The following is an 18,675-nucleotide window of genomic DNA, read 5'->3' on the forward strand; positions in this document are numbered from 1 at the left end:
GGCCGGTCGGAAGGAGGCGAGGCAGTGCACGAGCAAGCGGGCACGACCGGATTCCCCAGCGGCATAACCGCGTTGGGCGAGGAGGTCTACGCCATCGACACCCGGATGGCCGGATACCCCGGGATCACCTCGAGTTATCTGATCCGGACCGAGCGGCCATGCGTCGTCGAGGTCGGCACGGCCGGATCGGCCCCGGTTCTGCGCGACGCGCTGGCCGCGCTCGGTGTCGAGGCGCATGACCTCGCCACCATCGTGGTGACCCACATCCATCTCGACCACGCGGGCGGGACCGGCGACGTCGCGGCGATGTTCCCCAACGCCGAGATCGTCGTGCACGAGCGCGGTGCCCGTCATCTCGCCGACCCCGCACGGCTGATGAACAGCGCCAAGATGGTGTGGGGCGACAACCTCGACGTGCTGTTCGGCGAGATGCACCCGACCGAGGCCGCACGCATCCGCGCGGTCGCCGAGACCGGGACGGTCGATCTGGGCGCGGGGCGCCGCCTCATCGGCCACTACACGCCCGGCCACGCCAAGCACCACATGGGACTGGTGGATTCCCTGACCGGCGACCTGTATGTCGGCGACGCGCTCGGTGTGTACAACCCCCACACCTGCGACGTCCGCCCGGCCACGCCCCCGCCGGACTTCGACATGGACGCTGCGTTGGCCTCGTTGCGGCTGTTCGGGGACATTGGCGCGCGACGCCTGATGTTCTCGCACTTCGGGGCGGTGGAAACGGTCGAGGAGATGCTGGATCGGGCGCGTGAGGAGCTGCACGCCTGGGTCGAGGCGGTCCGGGACGCTCACCACTCCAGCAGCGGGGACCTCGACCACGCGGTCGCGATGGTCCGCGAGCGCGTTCAGCACCGTTACCGTCCGCTTCCTGCGGAGGCGTCCCGTGAGTCAGCGGAGGTGATGGAGCTGCTCAGCGGAGTCGAGAGCAATGTCGCGGGCATCGCACACTGGCTCGATCGCGTGGCCGCCGACCAGCGCGAGGCCACGGCGGAGAAAACGGAGAAGAAGGCGGAGTAAGGGAACAGGGAAGTAGAGGGAGGACAGCGGCTCGTGGCTGGTGGTTCGCCGCCTCTGTGACCGTCGTCCGCTCCCCGCCGACCCGCGCCGGGGAAAACCGGGTGACTTCTCGCGGGCGGTTGGCCTAGCGTCCGCGCATGACTCTTGACATCCGTCCGTCCCGACCGGACGACCTCCCCACCGCGGTCGCTATCCGCAGCCGTGTGTTTCCCTATGAGATCTCAGCACTCGAGACCTTCCGCTGGCACGCGGAAAAGACCCCTGCGCAGGCGCGGTTCAGGATGTTCGTCGCCGAGCTCGGCGGGAGGGTCGTCGGCTACTCAACCGCGATGTTGACCTGGGACAGCAGCCGACCCGACCAAGGACGGATCGTGGCCATGGTCGATCCGGACCACAGGAGGACGGGCGTTGGCAGTGCGTTGGTCAACGTCGCGGAGGGCCACCTGCGCACCGCTGGCGCGACTATCGTGCGGAGCGCCGGGCCCATCCCCGAGGCCGACGAGTTCGCCCACCGTCGTGGCTATGAGCGACGCTCCATCTCCCACCACCAGGAACTGGATCTGGCCGGGCTGCCAGTGCCTCCGCCCAAGCCCGCAGGAGTGGAACTGCGGCCTACCGCCGATTACGCGGATGACCCCCGGCCCGTGCACGCGGTGGACGAGGCCGTGAGCGCCGATGAACCGAGCGATATCCCGATCGACGCGATGCCCTATGACACGTGGCTCGACCTTGTCTGGAACGAACCTCGGCTGGACCACGAGCTGAGCGTCGTGCTCCTCGTGGACGGACGCCCAGGCGGGATCGTCGCGTTTCAGTCCGATCGCCGGACACGACTGGTGTCCGCCATGACCGGAACCCTGCGCGAGTACCGCGGGCGCAGGTTCGCGAAGTACGCCAAGGCCGCCGCGCTGCACCGCGCCCGCGAGCGCGGGTTTCGGCTGGCCTACACGGCCAATGACCACACCAACGCGCCCATGCTCGCCATCAACACCTGGCTCGGATACAGACACCACACCACCGAGGGGCACTATGACCTGGCTCTGTGTGTGGACTCGTGAGAGATGCTGGCGCTGCTGCTCGTGGAGGTGAACCTGAGGGCGGCGCCGCGAGAGGAGCGCTGAGCCGTCGCATCGCGCCGGTTCAGGGACGTCTCAGTGGCCTCCGGGTGATGAGGATGATCGGCGCGATCACTCGGCCCCGGGCGCACCCGGCAGGTCGAGCCTACGCAGCAGGTGGGCGTAGAGCCCGTCGTCCCAGGAGAGGTCGTCTGGGAGGACATCGAACTCACGGGCCTCGACGGTCTCGAACTCCCCACTGAGCGCACCCCGCGCCGCCACTTGGGCGTGGGTCACGACCGTGGTGTGGCCGCTGGCCAGCACGTAGTAGCCGTCGACGATCACATCCGCCAGCTTGGCCCCGGCCTCCTCGCGCGCCTCGCGGCGGGCGGTGGCTTCGACGTCCTCCCCGGTTTCGGCGTGCCCGCCGGGGAACTCCCACGCGCGGTCCCGGTTGCGTACCAGCACCGGGCGGTCCCCCGAGAAAAGAAGGCAGACCACAGAGTCGTAGCGGTCGGGCATGCGGCCGCCGAGCCACACCTTCGCCCCATTCAGTGGGTGAAGTCGGCTCATCTGCACGGGCCTCCCAGTTTGAGGAGCTTGGGCGCGGTTATCCTACAGGGCGTGTCGGTCTCAGATCTCAGACTCTCCCCCCCCTGTGACACTGCTCTCACGGGCAACGGGAACTCCCAAGCCACGTTAGGAATCCGTAAACGGTGAAGTAGCGAACTGCCTGGGAGAATTTGGACACCACCCCGCGCATAGGGCAAGGTGGTGGTTCGCGTCGTCATCATGACGCACTGGTGTGCCGGGAAGTCTGGTCGGCTGGAATGACGCAACCCTCCAAGGACGCCTCGGGAGTGTGGGCATGGTGAAGAAGTCAGGAATGCACGCGATCGCTGACGCGCTGCGACGAGACGCGGTCGGAGGCTTCCTGCTCATCACCGCAGCCGCAATCGCCCTCATCTGGGCGAACTCCCCTGCGGCCGGGCTGTACGAGAGCATCCGCGACTTCGAGCTCGGCCCTGAGGCACTCCACCTCAACCTGACCGTCGGCACATGGGCGGCCGACGGCCTGCTGGCGATCTTCTTCTTCATCGTCGGCGCCGAGCTCAAACAGGAGTTCGTCCACGGAGAGCTGCGGAATCCGCGCCGCGCGATGCTGCCTATCATCGCCGCCATCGGCGGCATGGTCGTGCCGGCGCTGATCTACGTCGCCTTCAACGTGACCCGCCCCGACATGCTCGGCGGCTGGGGCGTCCCCATGGCCACCGACATCGCGTTCGCGCTGGCCATCCTGGCCGTTGTCGGCCGCCACCTGCCCACCGCGCTGCGCACCTTCCTGCTGACCCTGGCCATCGTCGACGACCTCGGCGCGATCATGGTCATCGCGATCTTCTACACGGACAAGCTCGACTTCGTTTACTTGCTCGGTGCCCTTCTCCTCCTCGGCGTCTTCGCCTACCTGCAGCAGGGCCGTGGGATCGCCGCCGCGCTGAACCGCTCCTCGTTCCCGATGTTGATCATCTACATCCCGCTGGCGTTCGTCATCTGGATGTTCATGCACGAAAGCGGCGTGCACGCCACCATCGCGGGCGTGTCCATGGGCCTCCTCATGCGCACCAGCGTCCATGAGGGTGAGAGCGATTCCCCGCTGCACCGCGTGGAGCACGCACTTCGCCCCTGGTCGTCGGCGCTGGCGCTGCCGATCTTCGCGCTGATGTCCGCTGGCGTCGTGTTCGCGGGGATGGGAACGATGGTCACCGACACCGTCGCCCTCGGCATCATCTTCGGTCTTGTGTGTGGAAAGCTGGTCGGGATCTTCGGCGGCGCCTGGCTGACCACCAAGCTGACCAGGGCCGAGCTCAACCCGACCCTGCAGTGGATCGACATCTGCGGGATGTCCCTCCTGGGTGGTATCGGCTTCACGGTGTCGCTTCTCATCAGCGAACTCGCGTTTCCCGCCGGAACGGCCCTGGAGCACGCCAAGGGCGGCGTGCTGATAGCGTCCCTCCTCGCCACACTGATCTCTGCGGGAATCCTGATGCGGCGCAGCGCGCACTACCACCGCCATGGCATCCCGGACATCACGGGGGCGCCTGTCAGCAAGGGCTGACGCGATCGGAAGCGAGTCGTTTCGCTTGGTGTAGCCCCCTGCTCCAGTGCTCTGGTGCTCCCGGCCACAGGCGCATCCCAGGGACCGCCAATGGCACGGCACGCGTGGAGAAAGAGAACCGGGGCGTGGGCGTAGGCCCTGCGGAAGAGGGCCTACGCCGCAAGTGCCATCACAGACCACGCCGAACTGCGGGCCGCGCGTACGCAAGGCGCGACAGGCGCCCTTGACCACCCTCCACACCGAACCGCCACACGAAGGGAGCCTGTCCCCCTTGATCAAGGGGGACAGGCTCCCTTCGTTGTTACATCGACCGGCGCGCTAAGAAAGGTTCAGGAGAGGTCCTGCGGGGGCTCCTCATCGGACGCCTGCTCGGCCTGCCGTGGCCGTTCGCCGTTGCCCTTGTCCTCGATTTCGCGTTCGCGGTCGGCTTCCGTAACCGTCTCGGACTCAGCGTCGGCGTCCACCTCGGACTGTGCGGCGGACCCGGCGCCGCCGACGGCGGTGTCGGCCGTCGTTTCAGCATCGGATTCCGGAGCAGAGTCGGTGTCGAGCTCTGACTCGGGTCCTTCCTCTGCCGCAGGGTCCTCGGCATCGGTCCAGACGATGCCGTCGTCGATGTCGACGATCTCAACGCCCTCCAGCGTTGCGAGCCGCTCGTCGGCGTCGGTCACGCCTTCTTGGTCCACGGCCGAGGCTCGAGCGAAGTACTCCCGTGCCTCCGCATCACGGCCGAGTTCCTGCAGAACATCGGCGTAGGCGTAGAACAGCCGGGCAAGGTACGGGCGGGCGCGGCGCTCCTTGAGCTCTGGAATCTGCAGCTCGACGAGCGCTGCCTCCATCTGGCCAAGGTCGCGTCGAGCCCCCGCGGCCACGATCCGCAGCTCGACACGCTCCGCCGGGTCCAAGTGCTCGGCCTCGGGCGAGCGGGAGATCTCCAGCGCGCGCTCGGAACGGCCCAGGCCGCGCTCGCAGTCGGCCATGACCGCCAGGAAGCTGTTGCGACCGGTCATTCGGCGGGCCGCGCGCAGGTCCGACAGGGCTTCCTGCCAGTTGCCGACGCTGTAGGCGGCGACGCCTGCGGCCTCCCGCACGACGCCCAAGCGCGAAGCCTTGCGGCGCGCGTAGACGGCGTGCTTATAGGCCAGCTCGGGGTCCTCGTCCAGCAGCTGTCCGGCCATAACCAGGTGGCGGCCGACGACCTCAGCGAGGGTGCGCGGCAGCGAGCCGAGCTCGCGGCGAGCCTCGGCATCGAGCTGCGAGATGGTCACGTCATCAGGGAGCGCGGGAGCGATGTCCCGGGGATCGCGCTCCTCGTTGCGGCGATCGCGCCGATCCCGGTCATCGCGGCTGGGACGGTCAGACCGGTTCGGGCGACGGTCGCGGTCGAAGCGCCCACCCGAGCGGCGATCATCAGAGCGGAACGAACGGCCATCGCGTCCCTGCCCCTGGCGGTCGCGCCGGCCACCCCGGTCATCGCGGCTGTCGGACCAGTCCCGCCTGCGCTCGCCGCCGCCACCGCCGCGGTAACCGGAACGGTCGTCACGGCGGCCCTCACCGCCGCGGTAACCCGAGCGGTCATCGCGACGGCCCTCACCGCCGCGGTAACCCGAGCGGTCATCGCGACGGCCCTCACCGCCGCGGTAACCCGAGCGGTCATCGCGACGGCCCTCACCGCCGCGGTAACCCGAGCGGTCATCGCGACGGCCCTCACCGCCGCGGTAACCCGAGCGGTCATCGCGACGGCCCTCACCGCCGCGGTAACCCGAGCGGTCATCGCGACGGCCCTCACCGCCGCGGTAACCCGAGCGGTCATCGCGACGGCCTTCGCCGCCGCGGTAACCCGAGCGGTCACCGTCGCGGAAGCGGCCGCCTCTAGCGCCCGATCCTCCGCGGTCTTCTCCACGGTCGCCGCCCGCTCGGCCGTAACCCGACCGGGAACGGTCGCCACTGCCGCCGTTCCTGCGACCACCGGAACCCCCAGGGCGGTGCCCCCTGTTGTTGCGAGCTCCGGAGCCGTCGCGGCCCCCCGATCGGCTGTCGTCAGTCATTACCCGTCCGTAAGCAGTCAAAAGCGCTGCCACCTACTCGTAGCAGCGCATTGTGATTCCCGGTCATCCCACTTTACGCCATCATGCCCCTGGCCCGGCCCAGCCCAAGGGCCCGCCAGATCGGTTGCAACCGGCAATGCCTCACACCGCACCAAATCGGCAGCGGTGAGACGGGCGTCGACCTGAACGAGCACGGCGGATCCGCGTTACGGCCACCGCTGGGCCCCCTCGCCATCCATGTGGGCCAGAGCGGTGCCGCGCTGCCCTGAGGGCAGCTCAGCGTCGCGCCTTGCCACAGGCACGGGCGTCCACGCCATCGCTCCCCCGCGGCTCTCAGCCAGCTGCCGGTGGGGGACGATGGGTACATGCGCGAGGACGACACCCATCGGAAGACGCCACAGGGATGGCATGTCCACCTGACGTCTACCCGCGCAGACGACCTCGGAGCGATTCGCCAGCCAGACGTTGCGGAGAATCTCAAAGGTCGATGGCCCGCTCATGACGCGGCTCGTACATTCCTATCTCACCGCCGCCCGGCAGCCGGAACCTTGTCAGCCGCCCCCAGCCGGCATCCGTGATCGGCTGTGTGAAGTCGACCCCTTTCGCGGTCAGTTCCCGCATGGTCGCTTCAACGTCATCGCACATGAAATAGAACTCGTGCGACTCCAAACTCTCCGTAGGATGCACGGCGATCTCGGCTGGTGGCAGCGTCAGCTTCTCGGCCCTAAAGGACCGAGCTTGCAAGTGAACGTCCCCACTGGCTGTGAGGAGTTCCCCGCGTTTGGCCTGCGAACCTAAGGGGTTCGCGGGTGGGACGTGTGACTTCCGCCCCGCGTTCCACACAGCCTCTCCCCGGTGGGAGATGTTGTGGGAAGCATTCCGGTCCGCGTGGGCAACGACCCGACATCCCCGGCAAATAAAAGTCCCCTGGTCAACACGGTTGCGCTTGTCGACGTGGCCGCACTCGGCGCACGTCTGCGACGTGTAAGCAGGGTCGACGAACACCAGCGGCACACCAGCACGGCGCGCCTTGTAGGTGATGAACTGTCCGAGTCGGGCGAACGCCCATGAGTGCAGGGCGACCCGTTGGGGCTTGCGAAGCCGTACCCTCTGCCGGATGCCCGTGAGTCCTTCCAGGGCGATACCGGCCGAGGTGCGTTCAGCCTCGGTCACGATGCGTTTCGAAATGACGTGGTTGGTGTCCTTAGCGTGCCGTTGCTCTCTGCGAGCACGCTTCTTAAGCAGCCGCTTAGCGGACTTGGTTCCCTTAGCTTGGAGTTTGGCGCGTAGCCGCTGCTGGCGACGCCGGTACCGGTTGAGCTTGCGTCCGGCTGCCAGGTATCCCGTGGACGTGGTGGCGATGTTGGCGATACCGAGGTCAACCCCGATGAACCCGTCCGGTTCATAGACGTTGGGGTCGGGAACATCGCACGTGGCGACCAGGTAGAACGTTCCGTCGCGCAACACCAGGTCGGATTCACCTTGGCGGGACTCACGCAGCATCTTGCCCGCCTCTGGCGAGCACGCGAATCGCACGGCCTTCATTCGCCCGCGAACCGTCCACATGGACACGGTTTGCGCGTCGTGGTTCCACGAAAGCGAACGGTCGTCGTAAGGCTGTGCCGCATCCTGGCGGAACGTGATCGGCGTGGACTCCACGCGCTACGACAAGCTCGCGGTCCGCTACGAGGCGACTGTCCTCGTAGCGGCCATCAACGAGTGGCTGTGACCAGCGCCGTTGTGAAGAGTGGGCAGATGGCTTGTGGATTTCGGGCGGTTCAGAGATTGATGGTGTGTTCGGTGAACTGGCCGCAGGAGCGGAAACCCAGGCGGCGGTAGACGGGCTCGCCGTCGGCGGACGCCTGCAGGACCGCGATGCGGTGGTCTCGGTCGCGGGCCGTGCGGAGCGCGGCCAGCGTGATGGCACCTCCGTAGCCACGTCGGCGGTGGGCGGCCAGAGTGCAGATGTTGTAGACCCCTGCAACCCCCGCGTGATGAAACACTTCGGCCGAACAGACCGGACGGCCCTCCACGTAGCCGACCAGGTAACAGGCCGGGCAGTGTGCGGCCAGTGCCTGCGGGGCGGCCTGGGCGAAGAAGCGGCGGACGGTGTCAGCGGGCGGGGTCCAGTTCGCAGCGAGAACCGTGGCGTAGTCGGCGAGTTGTTCGGGCGTGGCCACCGTCTGGATGTCCAGTCCCTGGGCGGCGGGCAGTGACAGGGTGTCGTCCAGTTCGGCCCACATGGCCGCCTCGCGTTCGGACGCTGGCAGACCGGCCGCCATCAGGCGGGCGGTGAGGTCCGGTGGTGTCGAGGCAGGCCCCACCCACCAGGAGAAACGGCGGCCGGTGCGAGCCAGCGTCCGAGCGGTCTCGGTGATACGTGCCGGGGCGGTGGCGGAGCTGAAGCGGGCTGAGGCAACGATATTGAAAGTGTCGTCGTCCAGGCCGCTGTCGGCGACCAGGAGGTCACCGGTCTCTGTGACGGCCGCACCGGTCATGCTCCGATGCAGGTGACAGGCATGTTCCGCCAGGTTCCGTTCCATCCTGTCCATCAAGTCGGCTTCATTGAGAAGATGGGCATTCATAGCAATTGATTCCAGCATGACACTGCGAAGGTCGCACGTGATTTTGGGGGTCCGCCGACGGTGTCGCGTTGGCGACCAGCACATTCGATACACACCCTAAGGCGGTCGCGACCTCTGCTCCCTCGCCCGAACGCTGCCGACCGCAACTCCGCAGAACCGGCCCTCGGTGCACAGGAGACCAGTGAGCGGGAACGGCTCCCGCTCCCATCGATTCTCCTTACCGGGCGTCCACAAGACACACACTGTCCCTCGCTCTACCGGAGAGAAGGGCACTTCGTGCGCACCGCACGCCATTGTCGGCAGCGCTTGAACGGTGTCTCTGGTACGGGAATAGTGAATCGCCTCCCGTGAGACCGCCTGCCCGGGCAAAGATGCCGGATGTCGATCTCTCCCCTGATGGCAATGCTCTTCCCCCATCTGTCCCAGTGGCCGATCAACGACGTCCGGTGGTGCGGCGCGGGTATCGACGCCTCTGTCAGCGAGTCCGCGGATTGAAGGCATGCCGATGGCCCGCCGGGCACACGTCACCGGCGGACCAACCACCACCCACTCCCAGGCCGAGGGCCTATGAGCAGCCCGCATCCGGACCCGGATCCGGTCCGGGATCCGGTGGTGGATCGGCGCCGCCCTCACCCCGCCGGACTCCTCAGCCGAGGACGGGCACCCCGGTGGGGGCGGTCGGTGCGGTGGGGCGGTCGGGTCCGCCGGCGCCCGCGGCGGCGGGCACGGTGGGTGTGGCCTGCGTCGCGGGCGGGGCCGCTGGGCCCAGCCGCGCTCCCGCGCCCGGCGGTGTTCCTTCTCCAGGTTGTGGAACCGGCACAACGGCTGGGCGTTGGACAGGTCGGATCGGCCCCCGTCCCACCAGGCAACCTTGTGGTCGGCCTGGCACCACGCGATCGGCCGGTCGCACCCGCCCTGCCAGGCACACCTCTGGCGCTGCACCAGCAGCGCGGTGCGCACCGCCGGGGAGAACAGCCGCTGGGCGTATCCCACATCCAGCGGCTGCCCGCTGACCGGATCGGTTACTACCCGCCGCAGCACGCCGTCGGTGGCGTGCGCCCGGGCCGCCGAGGCCGGCCACAGGGTGCCGTACTCACTGACCGCCGGACCCGCCCCCTGCTCACCTTGCAGCAGGTCGAGTCCCACCACCAACGCCACCGGGTTGGCACCGGCCCTGCGGCGCGGCGCCTGCTCGGCGGGCAGCTCCACCACGGTCTGGCACATCTCGACCAACGCGTCATGGGTGCGCTGGTAGGAAGAGCGCTCCTCCCCCTCCTTCTTCGGTGGGGCCAGGAAGGCGTCCAGCGCGTTGCGCAACACATCCCCCGATGCCTCGTCGCCCCAGGCCTCCAGGTGGAAGGAGTCATCCATCCCCCGGGTGAACTTCGCACCCCGGCCCGCGTAGCGGTCCTGGTACTCCTTCTCCTGACGCGCCGGATCCAGGGTGTAGCGCAACCGCCGCCCGACCTGGTCGATCCCCCACACCGTCACCCCGGGCTCACACGCCAGCCCCAACAACGGACCCTCAGCCGTGTGGGCGAACGCCTCGGCCTCCGGCCACCGCTGCACCGACCGGCAGGCCAGGCCCTCGTTGACCCAGTGGGCGATGCGCTCCAGCTTCGCCAGAGAGATCTCGCCGGCTTCATAGGCGTGCTCGGACTCCTCCAGATGCGCCGAGCGGTGGGCCAACGAGGACAGCTGGCGCGCCTCGGCCGGAGACCGGTGCGCGGTGTGCTGCAACCAATGCGACAGCCTGAACTGCCCCGAGCCCACCAGCCCACCACGCGCCTCGAACACCCCCGCCGCATCCGCACACGCCAGCTTCACCTCATCCAGGCCCCGCAGGACCTGGATCAGGTCCTCGCCCACGGTGTGCTCAGCCCCCGGCGGGATGTCGGCCCCAGCCACCTCGCCCAACACCTCAGCAGCACGCCGCAGGCACGCCACCGCCTCGCCCGCACCGCCACCCGGCGGCCGGGAGGAAGAAGGGGTGAAACCCGCGCCATCGCTCATACATCCAAGCTAGAAACCCCACCCCGACGGTGTCGCAACAAATTTCCCGCCTGTGGATAAGTCGCACCCGCCACCCCGGGATCGACACGGCGCCCTCCCTGGGCGCCCCTGCGGCGACGGCGTCTCCCCGGTCGTCGTGCTCCCACAGGTGCGAGCAACCAGCGCCCCCGAAAACGCACCCTAACTCCGCCACCAACGACGCCGACAGGACCGCACCCCCACCTGGGGACCACCACCAGGGCGCCCCACCCCAACCCCGAATTCACATATTCACAATCAAGGGCGACAAAAAGGAGGGAGACCACCCCAACAGGTGATCCCCCTCCCACAAAGAATGCGCGGCGGCGTCCTACTCTCCCACCCCCACCATGGAGGCAGTACCATCGGCGCTGAGGAACTTAACGACCGGGTTCGAAATGAGACCGGGTGTGACCCCTCGCAAAAACCACCGCAACCCTAGAACCACCACCAACAAGGAAAAACCCCGCCAGCGTGGAAAACCACGGGCCGCGCTGACAAGCGCGTAACCATATCAAAAACAAAAACGATTCGTGTGCGAAATTACGCCAACACCCCGGGAACCACCCCGAAGGTGTTGATAGTGTGCGCGAGCACCCAGCCATCTGCGGTGGACAAGCCCTCGGCCGATTAGTACCGGTCAGCTCCACCCTCACAAGGCTTCCACACCCGGCCTATCAACCCAGTCGTCTACTGGGAGCCTTACCCCCTCTTAGGGCAGGAGACCTCATCTCGAAGCAAGCTTCCCACTTAGATGCTTTCAGCGGTTATCCCTCCCGAACGTAGCCAACCAGCCATGCTCCTGGCGGAACAACTGGCACACCAGAGGTTCGTCCGTCCCGGTCCTCTCGTACTAGGGACAGCCCTTCTCAAGTCTCCAACGCGCACAGCGGATAGGGACCGAACTGTCTCACGACGTTCTAAACCCAGCTCGCGTGCCGCTTTAATGGGCGAACAGCCCAACCCTTGGACCAACTCCAGCCCCAGGATGCGACGAGCCGACATCGAGGTGCCAAACCATCCCGTCGATACGGACTCTTGGGAAGATCAGCCTGTTATCCCCGGGGTACCTTTTAGCCGTTGAGCGACACCGCTTCCACACGCCGGTGCCGGATCACTAGTCCCTGCTTTCGCACCTGCTCGACACGTCCGTCTCACAGTCAAGCTCCCTTGTGCACTTACACTCACCACCTGATTGCCAACCAGGCCGAGGGAACCTTTGGGCGCCTCCGTTACCCTTTAGGAGGCAACCGCCCCAGTTAAACTACCCACCAGACACTGTCCCCACCCGGATCACGGGTGCGGGTTAGATGCCCGAAACAGCCAGAGTGGTATTTCACCAACGCCTCCACCACCACTAGCGTGGCGGTTTCACCGGCTCCCACCTATCCTACACAAACCATCCCAAACACCAATGTCAAGCTATAGTGAAGGTCCCGGGTCTTTCCGTCCTGCTGCGCGAAACGAGCATCTTTACTCGTAGTGCAATTTCACCGGGCCCATGGTTGAGACAGCGGGAAGTCGTTACGCCATTCGTGCAGGTCGGAACTTACCCGACAAGGAATTTCGCTACCTTAGGATGGTTATAGTTACCACCGCCGTTTACTGGCGCTTAGATTCCCAGCCTCGCAGGATCACTCCTGCTAACCGGTCCTCTTAACGTTCCAGCACCGGGCAGGCGTCAGTCCGTATACCGCGTCTTACGACTTCGCACGGACCTGTGTTTTTAATAAACAGTCGCTTCCCCTGGTATCTGCGACCCCACCCAGCTCAAGAAGCAAAGTTCCATCACCAGACAGGGCTCCCTTCTCCCAAAGTTACGGGGACAATTTGCCGAGTTCCTTAACCATGGTTCACCCGAACGCCTCGGTATTCTCTACCAGACCACCTGCGTCGGTTTCGGGTACGGGCCGCCCACACACTCGCTAGAGGCTTTTCTCGACAGCACGGGATCACTCACTTCACCACAAACGGCTCGACATCACGCCTCACCCCTGATGGAGCACGGATTTGCCTATGCTCCGGGCTACACGCTTATCCCGGGACAACCACCGCCCGGTAGAGCTACCCTCCTGCGTCACCCCATCACTTACCTACTACCCTCCTGGGTCCCACGCCTCCACGACAGCGCACCCGAAGGCACACCACCGCTTCAGTGGTGGTTAGCATCAAAGGACTCGGTACTGGGCGCGTGTGAACGGGTACGGGAATATCAACCCGTTATCCATCGACTACGCCTGTCGGCCTCGCCTTAGGCCCCGACTCACCCTGGGCGGATTAACCTGCCCCAGGAACCCTTAGTCAATCGGCGCACACGTTTCTCACGTGTGTTTCGCTACTCATGCCTGCATTCTCACTCGCACACCCTCCACCCCTAGGTCACCCCGAGGCTTCACCGGACGCACGACGCTCCCCTACCAACCCGGACCTAAGCCCGGGCTTCACAGCTTCGGCGGTGTGCTTCAGCCCCGCTACATTATCGGCGCAGAATCACTTGACCAGTGAGCTATTACGCACTCTTTAAAGGATGGCTGCTTCTAAGCCAACCTCCTGGTTGTCTCAGCAACTCCACAACCTTTCCCACTTAGCACACGCTTAGGGGCCTTAGCTGATGATCTGGGCTGTTTCCCTCTCGACTACGAAGCTTATCCCCCGCAGTCTCACTGCCGCGCTATAACTTAAACCGGCATTCGGAGTTTAGCTGACCTCAGTAACCTTGTCGGGCCCATCAGCCAACCAGTCGCTCTACCTCCGGCAAGCAACACACGACGCTGCACCTAAATGCATTTCGGGGAGAACCAGCTATCACGGAGTTTGATTGGCCTTTCACCCCTACCCACAGCTCATCCCCCAGGTTTTCAACCCTGGTGGGTTCGGGCCTCCACGACCTCTTACAGCCGCTTCACCCTGGCCATGGGTAGATCACCCCGCTTCGGGTCTACAGCATGCGACTATGTTCGCCCTCTTCAGACTCGCTTTCGCTACGGCTACCCCACCCGGGTTAACCTCGCCACACACCATAACTCGCAGGCTCATTCTTCAAAAGGCACGCCATCACCCCACACACGGCAAGGCTCTGACGGCTTGACAGCACACGGTTTCAGGTACTATTTCACGACCCCTCACCGGGGCACTTTTCACCTTTCCCTCACGGTACTTGTGCACTATCGGTCACCAGGACGTATTCAGGCTTGACAGGTGGTCCTGCCAGATTCACACGGAATTCCTCGGGCTCCGCGCTACTCGGGAAAACACCAACGCCTAGCCGTGGACTTCATCTACGGGACTCTCACCCACTCCGGTACCGCTTCCCAACGGTTTCAACTACCCACGACATCAGCGCGCCCAGTCGGCAGACCAGGCCAGATGCATCCCACAACCCCGCGCACGCAACAACTGCCGTCTCTCACACGCGCACGGTTTAGCCACCATCCCCTTTCGCTCACCACTACTCAGGGAATCACTGTTGTTTTCTCTTCCTACGGGTACTGAGATGTTTCACTTCCCCGCGTCACCACCAACCGCCCTATACATTCAGACGGCGGCAACCCGACACAACTCGGGCTAGGTTCCCCCATTCGGACACCCACGGATCACAGCTCGGTTGACAGCTCCCCGCGGCCTATCGCGGCCTCCCACGTCCTTCATCGGCGCCTGGTGCCAAGGCATCCACCGTATGCCACACTAACTTGGCCACCACAGATACAAGATGCTCGCGCACACTATCCACGAATCAAAACACCAGCCACACACCCGCCTACAACCCACCAGCACGGTCACACCCAACCCCACATACCGAGGAACACCTCAGCCGTGGAGACGGCGGCCCTGCCCGGGTCTTCGTCAGGGTGGCACCCAGGAACACAACCAACGGTTGCATCCTCAGACACCCAACAGCGCGCCCCCCGGCCTTCCAGAACCAGGGGGAAGTTCGTTCTTCTGCTCAGCCATCCCGACACCAACCAACGCCCCCAAAGGAGCATCAGCCACCATGCCGGGTCCACTTTCGAGTCCGCCGACCGCCACCGACCACAACAGCCGATGCCACGACCAGCCAAATAAGACTCCTTAGAAAGGAGGTGATCCAGCCGCACCTTCCGGTACGGCTACCTTGTTACGACTTCGTCCCAATCGCCAGCCCCACCTTCACCCACTCCCCCCAGCAAGCTGGTTAGGCCGCAGGTTTCGGGTGTTGCCGACTTTCATGACGTGACGGGCGGTGTGTACAAGGCCCGGGAACGTATTCACCGCGGCACTGCTGATCCGCGATTACTAGCGACTCCACCTTCATGGGGTCGAGTTGCAGACCCCAATCCGAACTGAGACCGGCTTTTAGGGATTCGCTCCACCTCACGGCATCGCACGCCCACTGTACCGGCCATTGTAGCATGTTTGCAGCCCAAGACATAAGGGGCATGATGACTTGACGTCATCCCCACCTTCCTCCGAGTTGACCCCGGCAGTCTCCCATGAGTCCCCACCATCACGTGCTGGCAACATGGAACAAGGGTTGCGCTCGTTGCGGGACTTAACCCAACATCTCACGACACGAGCTGACGACAGCCATGCACCACCTGTCACCGATCCCAAAAGGACCCACCGTCTCCGATGGTTTACCGGTGATGTCAAACCTTGGTAAGGTTCTTCGCGTTGCGTCGAATTAAGCAACATGCTCCGCCGCTTGTGCGGGCCCCGTCAATTCCTTTGAGTTTTAGCCTTGCGGCCGTACTCCCCAGGCGGGGCGCTTAATGCGTTAGCTACGGCACGGGAACCGTGGAAAGCCCCCACACCTAGCGCCCAACGTTTACGGCGTGGACTACCAGGGTATCTAATCCTGTTCGCTCCCCACGCTTTCGCTCCTCAGCGTCAGGTAAGGCCCAGAGACCCGCCTTCGCCACCGGTGTTCCTCCTGATATCTGCGCATTTCACCGCTACACCAGGAATTCCAGTCTCCCCTACCTACCTCTAGCATGCCCGTATCCACTGCAAAACCAGGGTTAAGCCCCAGCCTTTCACAGCAGACGCGACACACCGCCTACGAGCTCTTTACGCCCAATAATTCCGGACAACGCTCGGACCCTACGTATTACCGCGGCTGCTGGCACGTAGTTAGCCGGTCCTTATTCCCCACCTACCGTCAACCCCAGGAAAACCCGGGGCCTGCGTGAGTGGTAAAAGAGGTTTACAACCCGAAGGCCGTCATCCCCCACGCGGCGTCGCTGCGTCAGGCTTTCGCCCATTGCGCAAGATTCCCCACTGCTGCCTCCCGCAGGAGTCTGGGCCGTGTCTCAGTCCCAGTGTGGCCGGTCGCCCTCTCAGGCCGGCTACCCGTAATCGCCTTGGTAGGCCTTCACCCCACCAACAAGCTGATAGGCCGCGAGCCCATCCCCAACCGACAAGTACTTTCCACACCCCGCCATGCGGCAGGGTGTCGTATCCGGTATTAGACCGCGTTTCCACGGCTTATCCCAGAGTCAGGGGCAGGTTGCTCACGTGTTACTCACCCGTTCGCCGCTCGTGTACCCCCGAAGGGGCCTTACCGCTCGACTTGCATGTGTTAAGCACGCCGCCAGCGTTCGTCCTGAGCCAGGATCAAACTCTCCATCAAAGGCCAAACAACCCAACCATGCCGAAGCATGGCGGGTAAACCTGGAAGAGATAACCCTGACCGACCATGACTCGCATCATGGCCAATCAAAGGAACCCCGAGCACCCCGCAACCACCAAGGGTTCCGTGTGCTCAAAAGGGGCCAAAACAAACTTGGCTGAAAGAAAAACAAACACGCGCTGTTGAGTTCTCAAGAAACAACCGCTCATCCCATACAAACCCGACCGGGTTTTTCTGTTGAGGCGGTGCGTTCCGCTTTGTTATTTCTCCGAATTTACCAGATCAACCAATATCCGCCAAATCGACGAATAAGTCGGAAGTGATCTTGATAAAACGACTCTGAACATCTTCGAACCGGAGAACCGAGAGAAGATGTTACCACCCGAAACAAGCGCTCGGGCCGGGGCCTTCGGAGTCTCGCGCGGTCCGGCTGGAGGACCCTGAGGTCACTGGCCGTCCCGCATCGGCCTGCCAACAGTAGAGTCCGCGCACTGATACGTCAAATTGACCCTCGGATCAACGGCGATCGCCCTCAGAGCCGAGGTTTCGGACCCTGCGCGAGGTCCTCGCATCGATGCTCGCACGGCTGCTGCAGCAGACCCGTGCGGTATGTGTTGTTTTTTGGTCCAAAAATATGCCTTCCCCTGGGACCGTCGGCTTAAACGCCCCTCCGGCACCGATCTCGCCCCACCCACACCGTGGTGGCTCCGCGCATCGGAACGCAGCGTGCCCGTCCCGGGGACTGACCCCAGGACGGGCACGCGACAAGCACCGAGTTAGCGATGACGCTGACCGACGGCACCCCTCGGTCAGGGCAGTGGCTCAGCCTGTCACGATGACGCCGCCGACGTTGCGCTTACCGCGGCGCAGCACGACGTACTGCCCATGGAGCACGTCCGCCTCCGCCACTCTCGCGTCGACGTCAGTGACCTTGGTGTTGTTGAGGTAGGCCCCGCCCTCCTGGATGGCGCGACGGGCCGCTGACTTGCTGGGCACCAGGCCAGTCGCGGCAAACAGGTCCACCAGCGGCGGAAGCTCCGCAACCGGACCCTGGACCTCGGCCTTCGGAACCTCGGACAGAGCGGCGCCGAGCGTCGGGGCATCGAGGTTGCTGAGGTCAGCCTGGCCGAAGAGCGCACGGCTCGCCTCGATGACCTTTTCGCACTCCTCCGCACCGTGCACCAGAGTGGTGAGCTCCTCAGCCAGCGCACGCTGGGCAGCGCGGGCAGCAGGGCGCTCGGCGGTCTGGCGTTCCAGGTCTTCGATCTCCTCCTGGGAGCGGAAGCTGAAGACCTTGAGGTAGCGGACGACGTCGCGGTCGTCGGCGTTGAACCAGAACTGGTAGAAGGCGTACGGAGTGGTCAGCGTGGGGTCGAGCCACACGGTGCCGGTCTCGGTCTTGCCGAACTTGGTGCCGTCGCTCTTGGTCAGCAGGTTGGTCGTCAGGGCGTGCGCCTGGCCGTGCGGATTGTTGCCGTCGATCCGACGGATGAGGTCCAGCCCCGCCGTGATGTTGCCCCACTGGTCGCTGCCACCGATCTGCAACGTGCACCCGAACCGGCGGTACAGCTCGACGTAGTCGTAGGACTGCAGGAGCACGTAGCTGAACTCCGTGTAGCTCATGCCCTCGCCGTCGAGGCGGCTCTTGACGGTCTCGCGCGCGAGCATCTGATTGATGCTGAAGTGCTTGCCGACGTCGCGGAGCAGCTCGATGGCGCTCATGGACCCGAGCCAGTCGGCGTTGTTGCTGAGGACGGCATCTGTGGGCTGCTCCTGCTCCCCCTCGGGGGTGAAGCGCAGGAAGGCGGACAGCTGTTTGCCGAGGACCTGCACCCATTCCCGGATCGTCTCGACCGAGTTCAGTATGCGCTCGGCGGTGGGCTTGGGGTCGCCGATAAGGCCCGTACCGCCGCCAACGAGGGCGATGGGACGGTGCCCCGCCCTCTGGAACCGGGCCAGCGTCAGAATCTGGGTGAGGTGACCGACGTGCAGGCTCCCCGCTGTCGGGTCGAAGCCGCAATAGAGCGTGACCGGACCATCGGCGAGGGCCTTGCGGAGTTCGTCAAGGTCGGTTGTCTGCGCGAGGAGGCCGCGCCACTCGAGTTCGTCGATGATGTCGGTCACTGTGGTCTTTCCATCGAGGTGAGGTGACGGCGGGTGCCCGACGGGGATCGCCGAGTCTCCCGGTCACCTGAAC

9 protein-coding genes, 3 rRNA genes and 1 pseudogene are annotated in these 18,675 nt (G+C 64.9%); 3 read left to right on the forward strand and 10 right to left on the reverse strand.

What is annotated here, in order from left to right:
• The first annotated feature begins 24 nt into the window (after nt 1–24).
• Nucleotides 25–1,035 carry an MBL fold metallo-hydrolase gene (locus CDO52_RS18985; RefSeq protein ID WP_017618045.1) on the forward strand — a complete coding sequence of 337 codons (1,011 nt, stop codon included), beginning with the start codon at nt 25–27 and terminating at the stop codon, nt 1,033–1,035.
• A 137-nt stretch (nt 1,036–1,172) separates the two neighbouring features.
• A complete protein-coding gene (locus tag CDO52_RS18990) occupies nt 1,173–2,093 on the forward strand; it encodes a GNAT family N-acetyltransferase (protein WP_083919790.1) in 921 nt (306 codons plus the stop codon).
• A gap of 129 nt (nt 2,094–2,222) precedes the next feature.
• On the opposite strand, the gene CDO52_RS18995 is transcribed toward CDO52_RS18990, so the two are convergent.
• On the reverse strand, nt 2,223–2,663 hold the full coding sequence (locus tag CDO52_RS18995; RefSeq protein WP_051060695.1) for an NUDIX domain-containing protein: 441 nt from the start codon (nt 2,661–2,663) through the stop codon (nt 2,223–2,225).
• 295 nt (nt 2,664–2,958) lie between these two features.
• Between CDO52_RS18995 and nhaA the strand changes: the two genes are divergently transcribed.
• Nucleotides 2,959–4,206, forward strand: a complete 1,248-nt coding sequence (gene nhaA, locus CDO52_RS19000; protein WP_026125674.1) for a Na+/H+ antiporter NhaA — start codon at nt 2,959–2,961, stop codon at nt 4,204–4,206.
• 329 nt (nt 4,207–4,535) lie between these two features.
• On the opposite strand, the gene CDO52_RS19005 is transcribed toward nhaA, so the two are convergent.
• The 9 genes and pseudogenes from CDO52_RS19005 to tyrS all read right to left on the reverse strand — a co-directional run bounded on the left by CDO52_RS19005 (nt 4,536) and on the right by tyrS (nt 18,602).
• Nucleotides 4,536–5,474, reverse strand: coding sequence for a tetratricopeptide repeat protein (locus CDO52_RS19005; RefSeq protein WP_017618041.1), 939 nt, complete (start codon nt 5,472–5,474; stop codon nt 4,536–4,538).
• The gene (locus tag CDO52_RS19010) at nt 5,471–6,154 is read right to left on the reverse strand and encodes a hypothetical protein (RefSeq protein ID WP_094932585.1); all 684 of its coding nucleotides are present in this window, start codon (nt 6,152–6,154) and stop codon (nt 5,471–5,473) included. The genes CDO52_RS19005 and CDO52_RS19010 overlap by 4 nt, the downstream gene beginning before the upstream one ends.
• An 898-nt stretch (nt 6,155–7,052) precedes the next feature.
• A pseudogene (locus tag CDO52_RS19020) lies at nt 7,053–7,916 on the reverse strand (RNA-guided endonuclease InsQ/TnpB family protein); the annotation flags it as partial.
• A gap of 116 nt (nt 7,917–8,032) precedes the next feature.
• On the reverse strand, nt 8,033–8,752 hold the full coding sequence (locus CDO52_RS19025) for a GNAT family N-acetyltransferase (RefSeq protein WP_232524250.1): 720 nt from the start codon (nt 8,750–8,752) through the stop codon (nt 8,033–8,035).
• Between the two features lie 183 nt (nt 8,753–8,935).
• Nucleotides 8,936–10,852, reverse strand: coding sequence for an HNH endonuclease (locus CDO52_RS19030; RefSeq protein ID WP_094932586.1), 1,917 nt, complete (start codon nt 10,850–10,852; stop codon nt 8,936–8,938).
• Nucleotides 10,853–11,188: 336 nt separating this feature from the next.
• A 5S ribosomal RNA gene (gene rrf / locus CDO52_RS19035) occupies nt 11,189–11,305 on the reverse strand.
• Nucleotides 11,306–11,479: 174 nt separating this feature from the next.
• A 23S ribosomal RNA gene (locus tag CDO52_RS19040) occupies nt 11,480–14,566 on the reverse strand.
• Between the two features lie 376 nt (nt 14,567–14,942).
• A 16S ribosomal RNA gene (locus tag CDO52_RS19045) occupies nt 14,943–16,478 on the reverse strand.
• Together the 16S, 23S and 5S rRNA genes form the textbook arrangement of a ribosomal RNA operon.
• Before the next feature lie 822 nt (nt 16,479–17,300).
• Entirely contained in the window at nt 17,301–18,602 is a 1,302-nt protein-coding gene (tyrS, locus tag CDO52_RS19050; RefSeq protein ID WP_017619130.1) for a tyrosine--tRNA ligase, read from the reverse strand.
• Between the last annotated feature and the right edge of the window lie 73 nt (nt 18,603–18,675).

The organism is Nocardiopsis gilva YIM 90087, assembly GCF_002263495.1.
GTDB lineage: Bacteria > Actinomycetota > Actinomycetes > Streptosporangiales > Streptosporangiaceae > Nocardiopsis_C > Nocardiopsis_C gilva.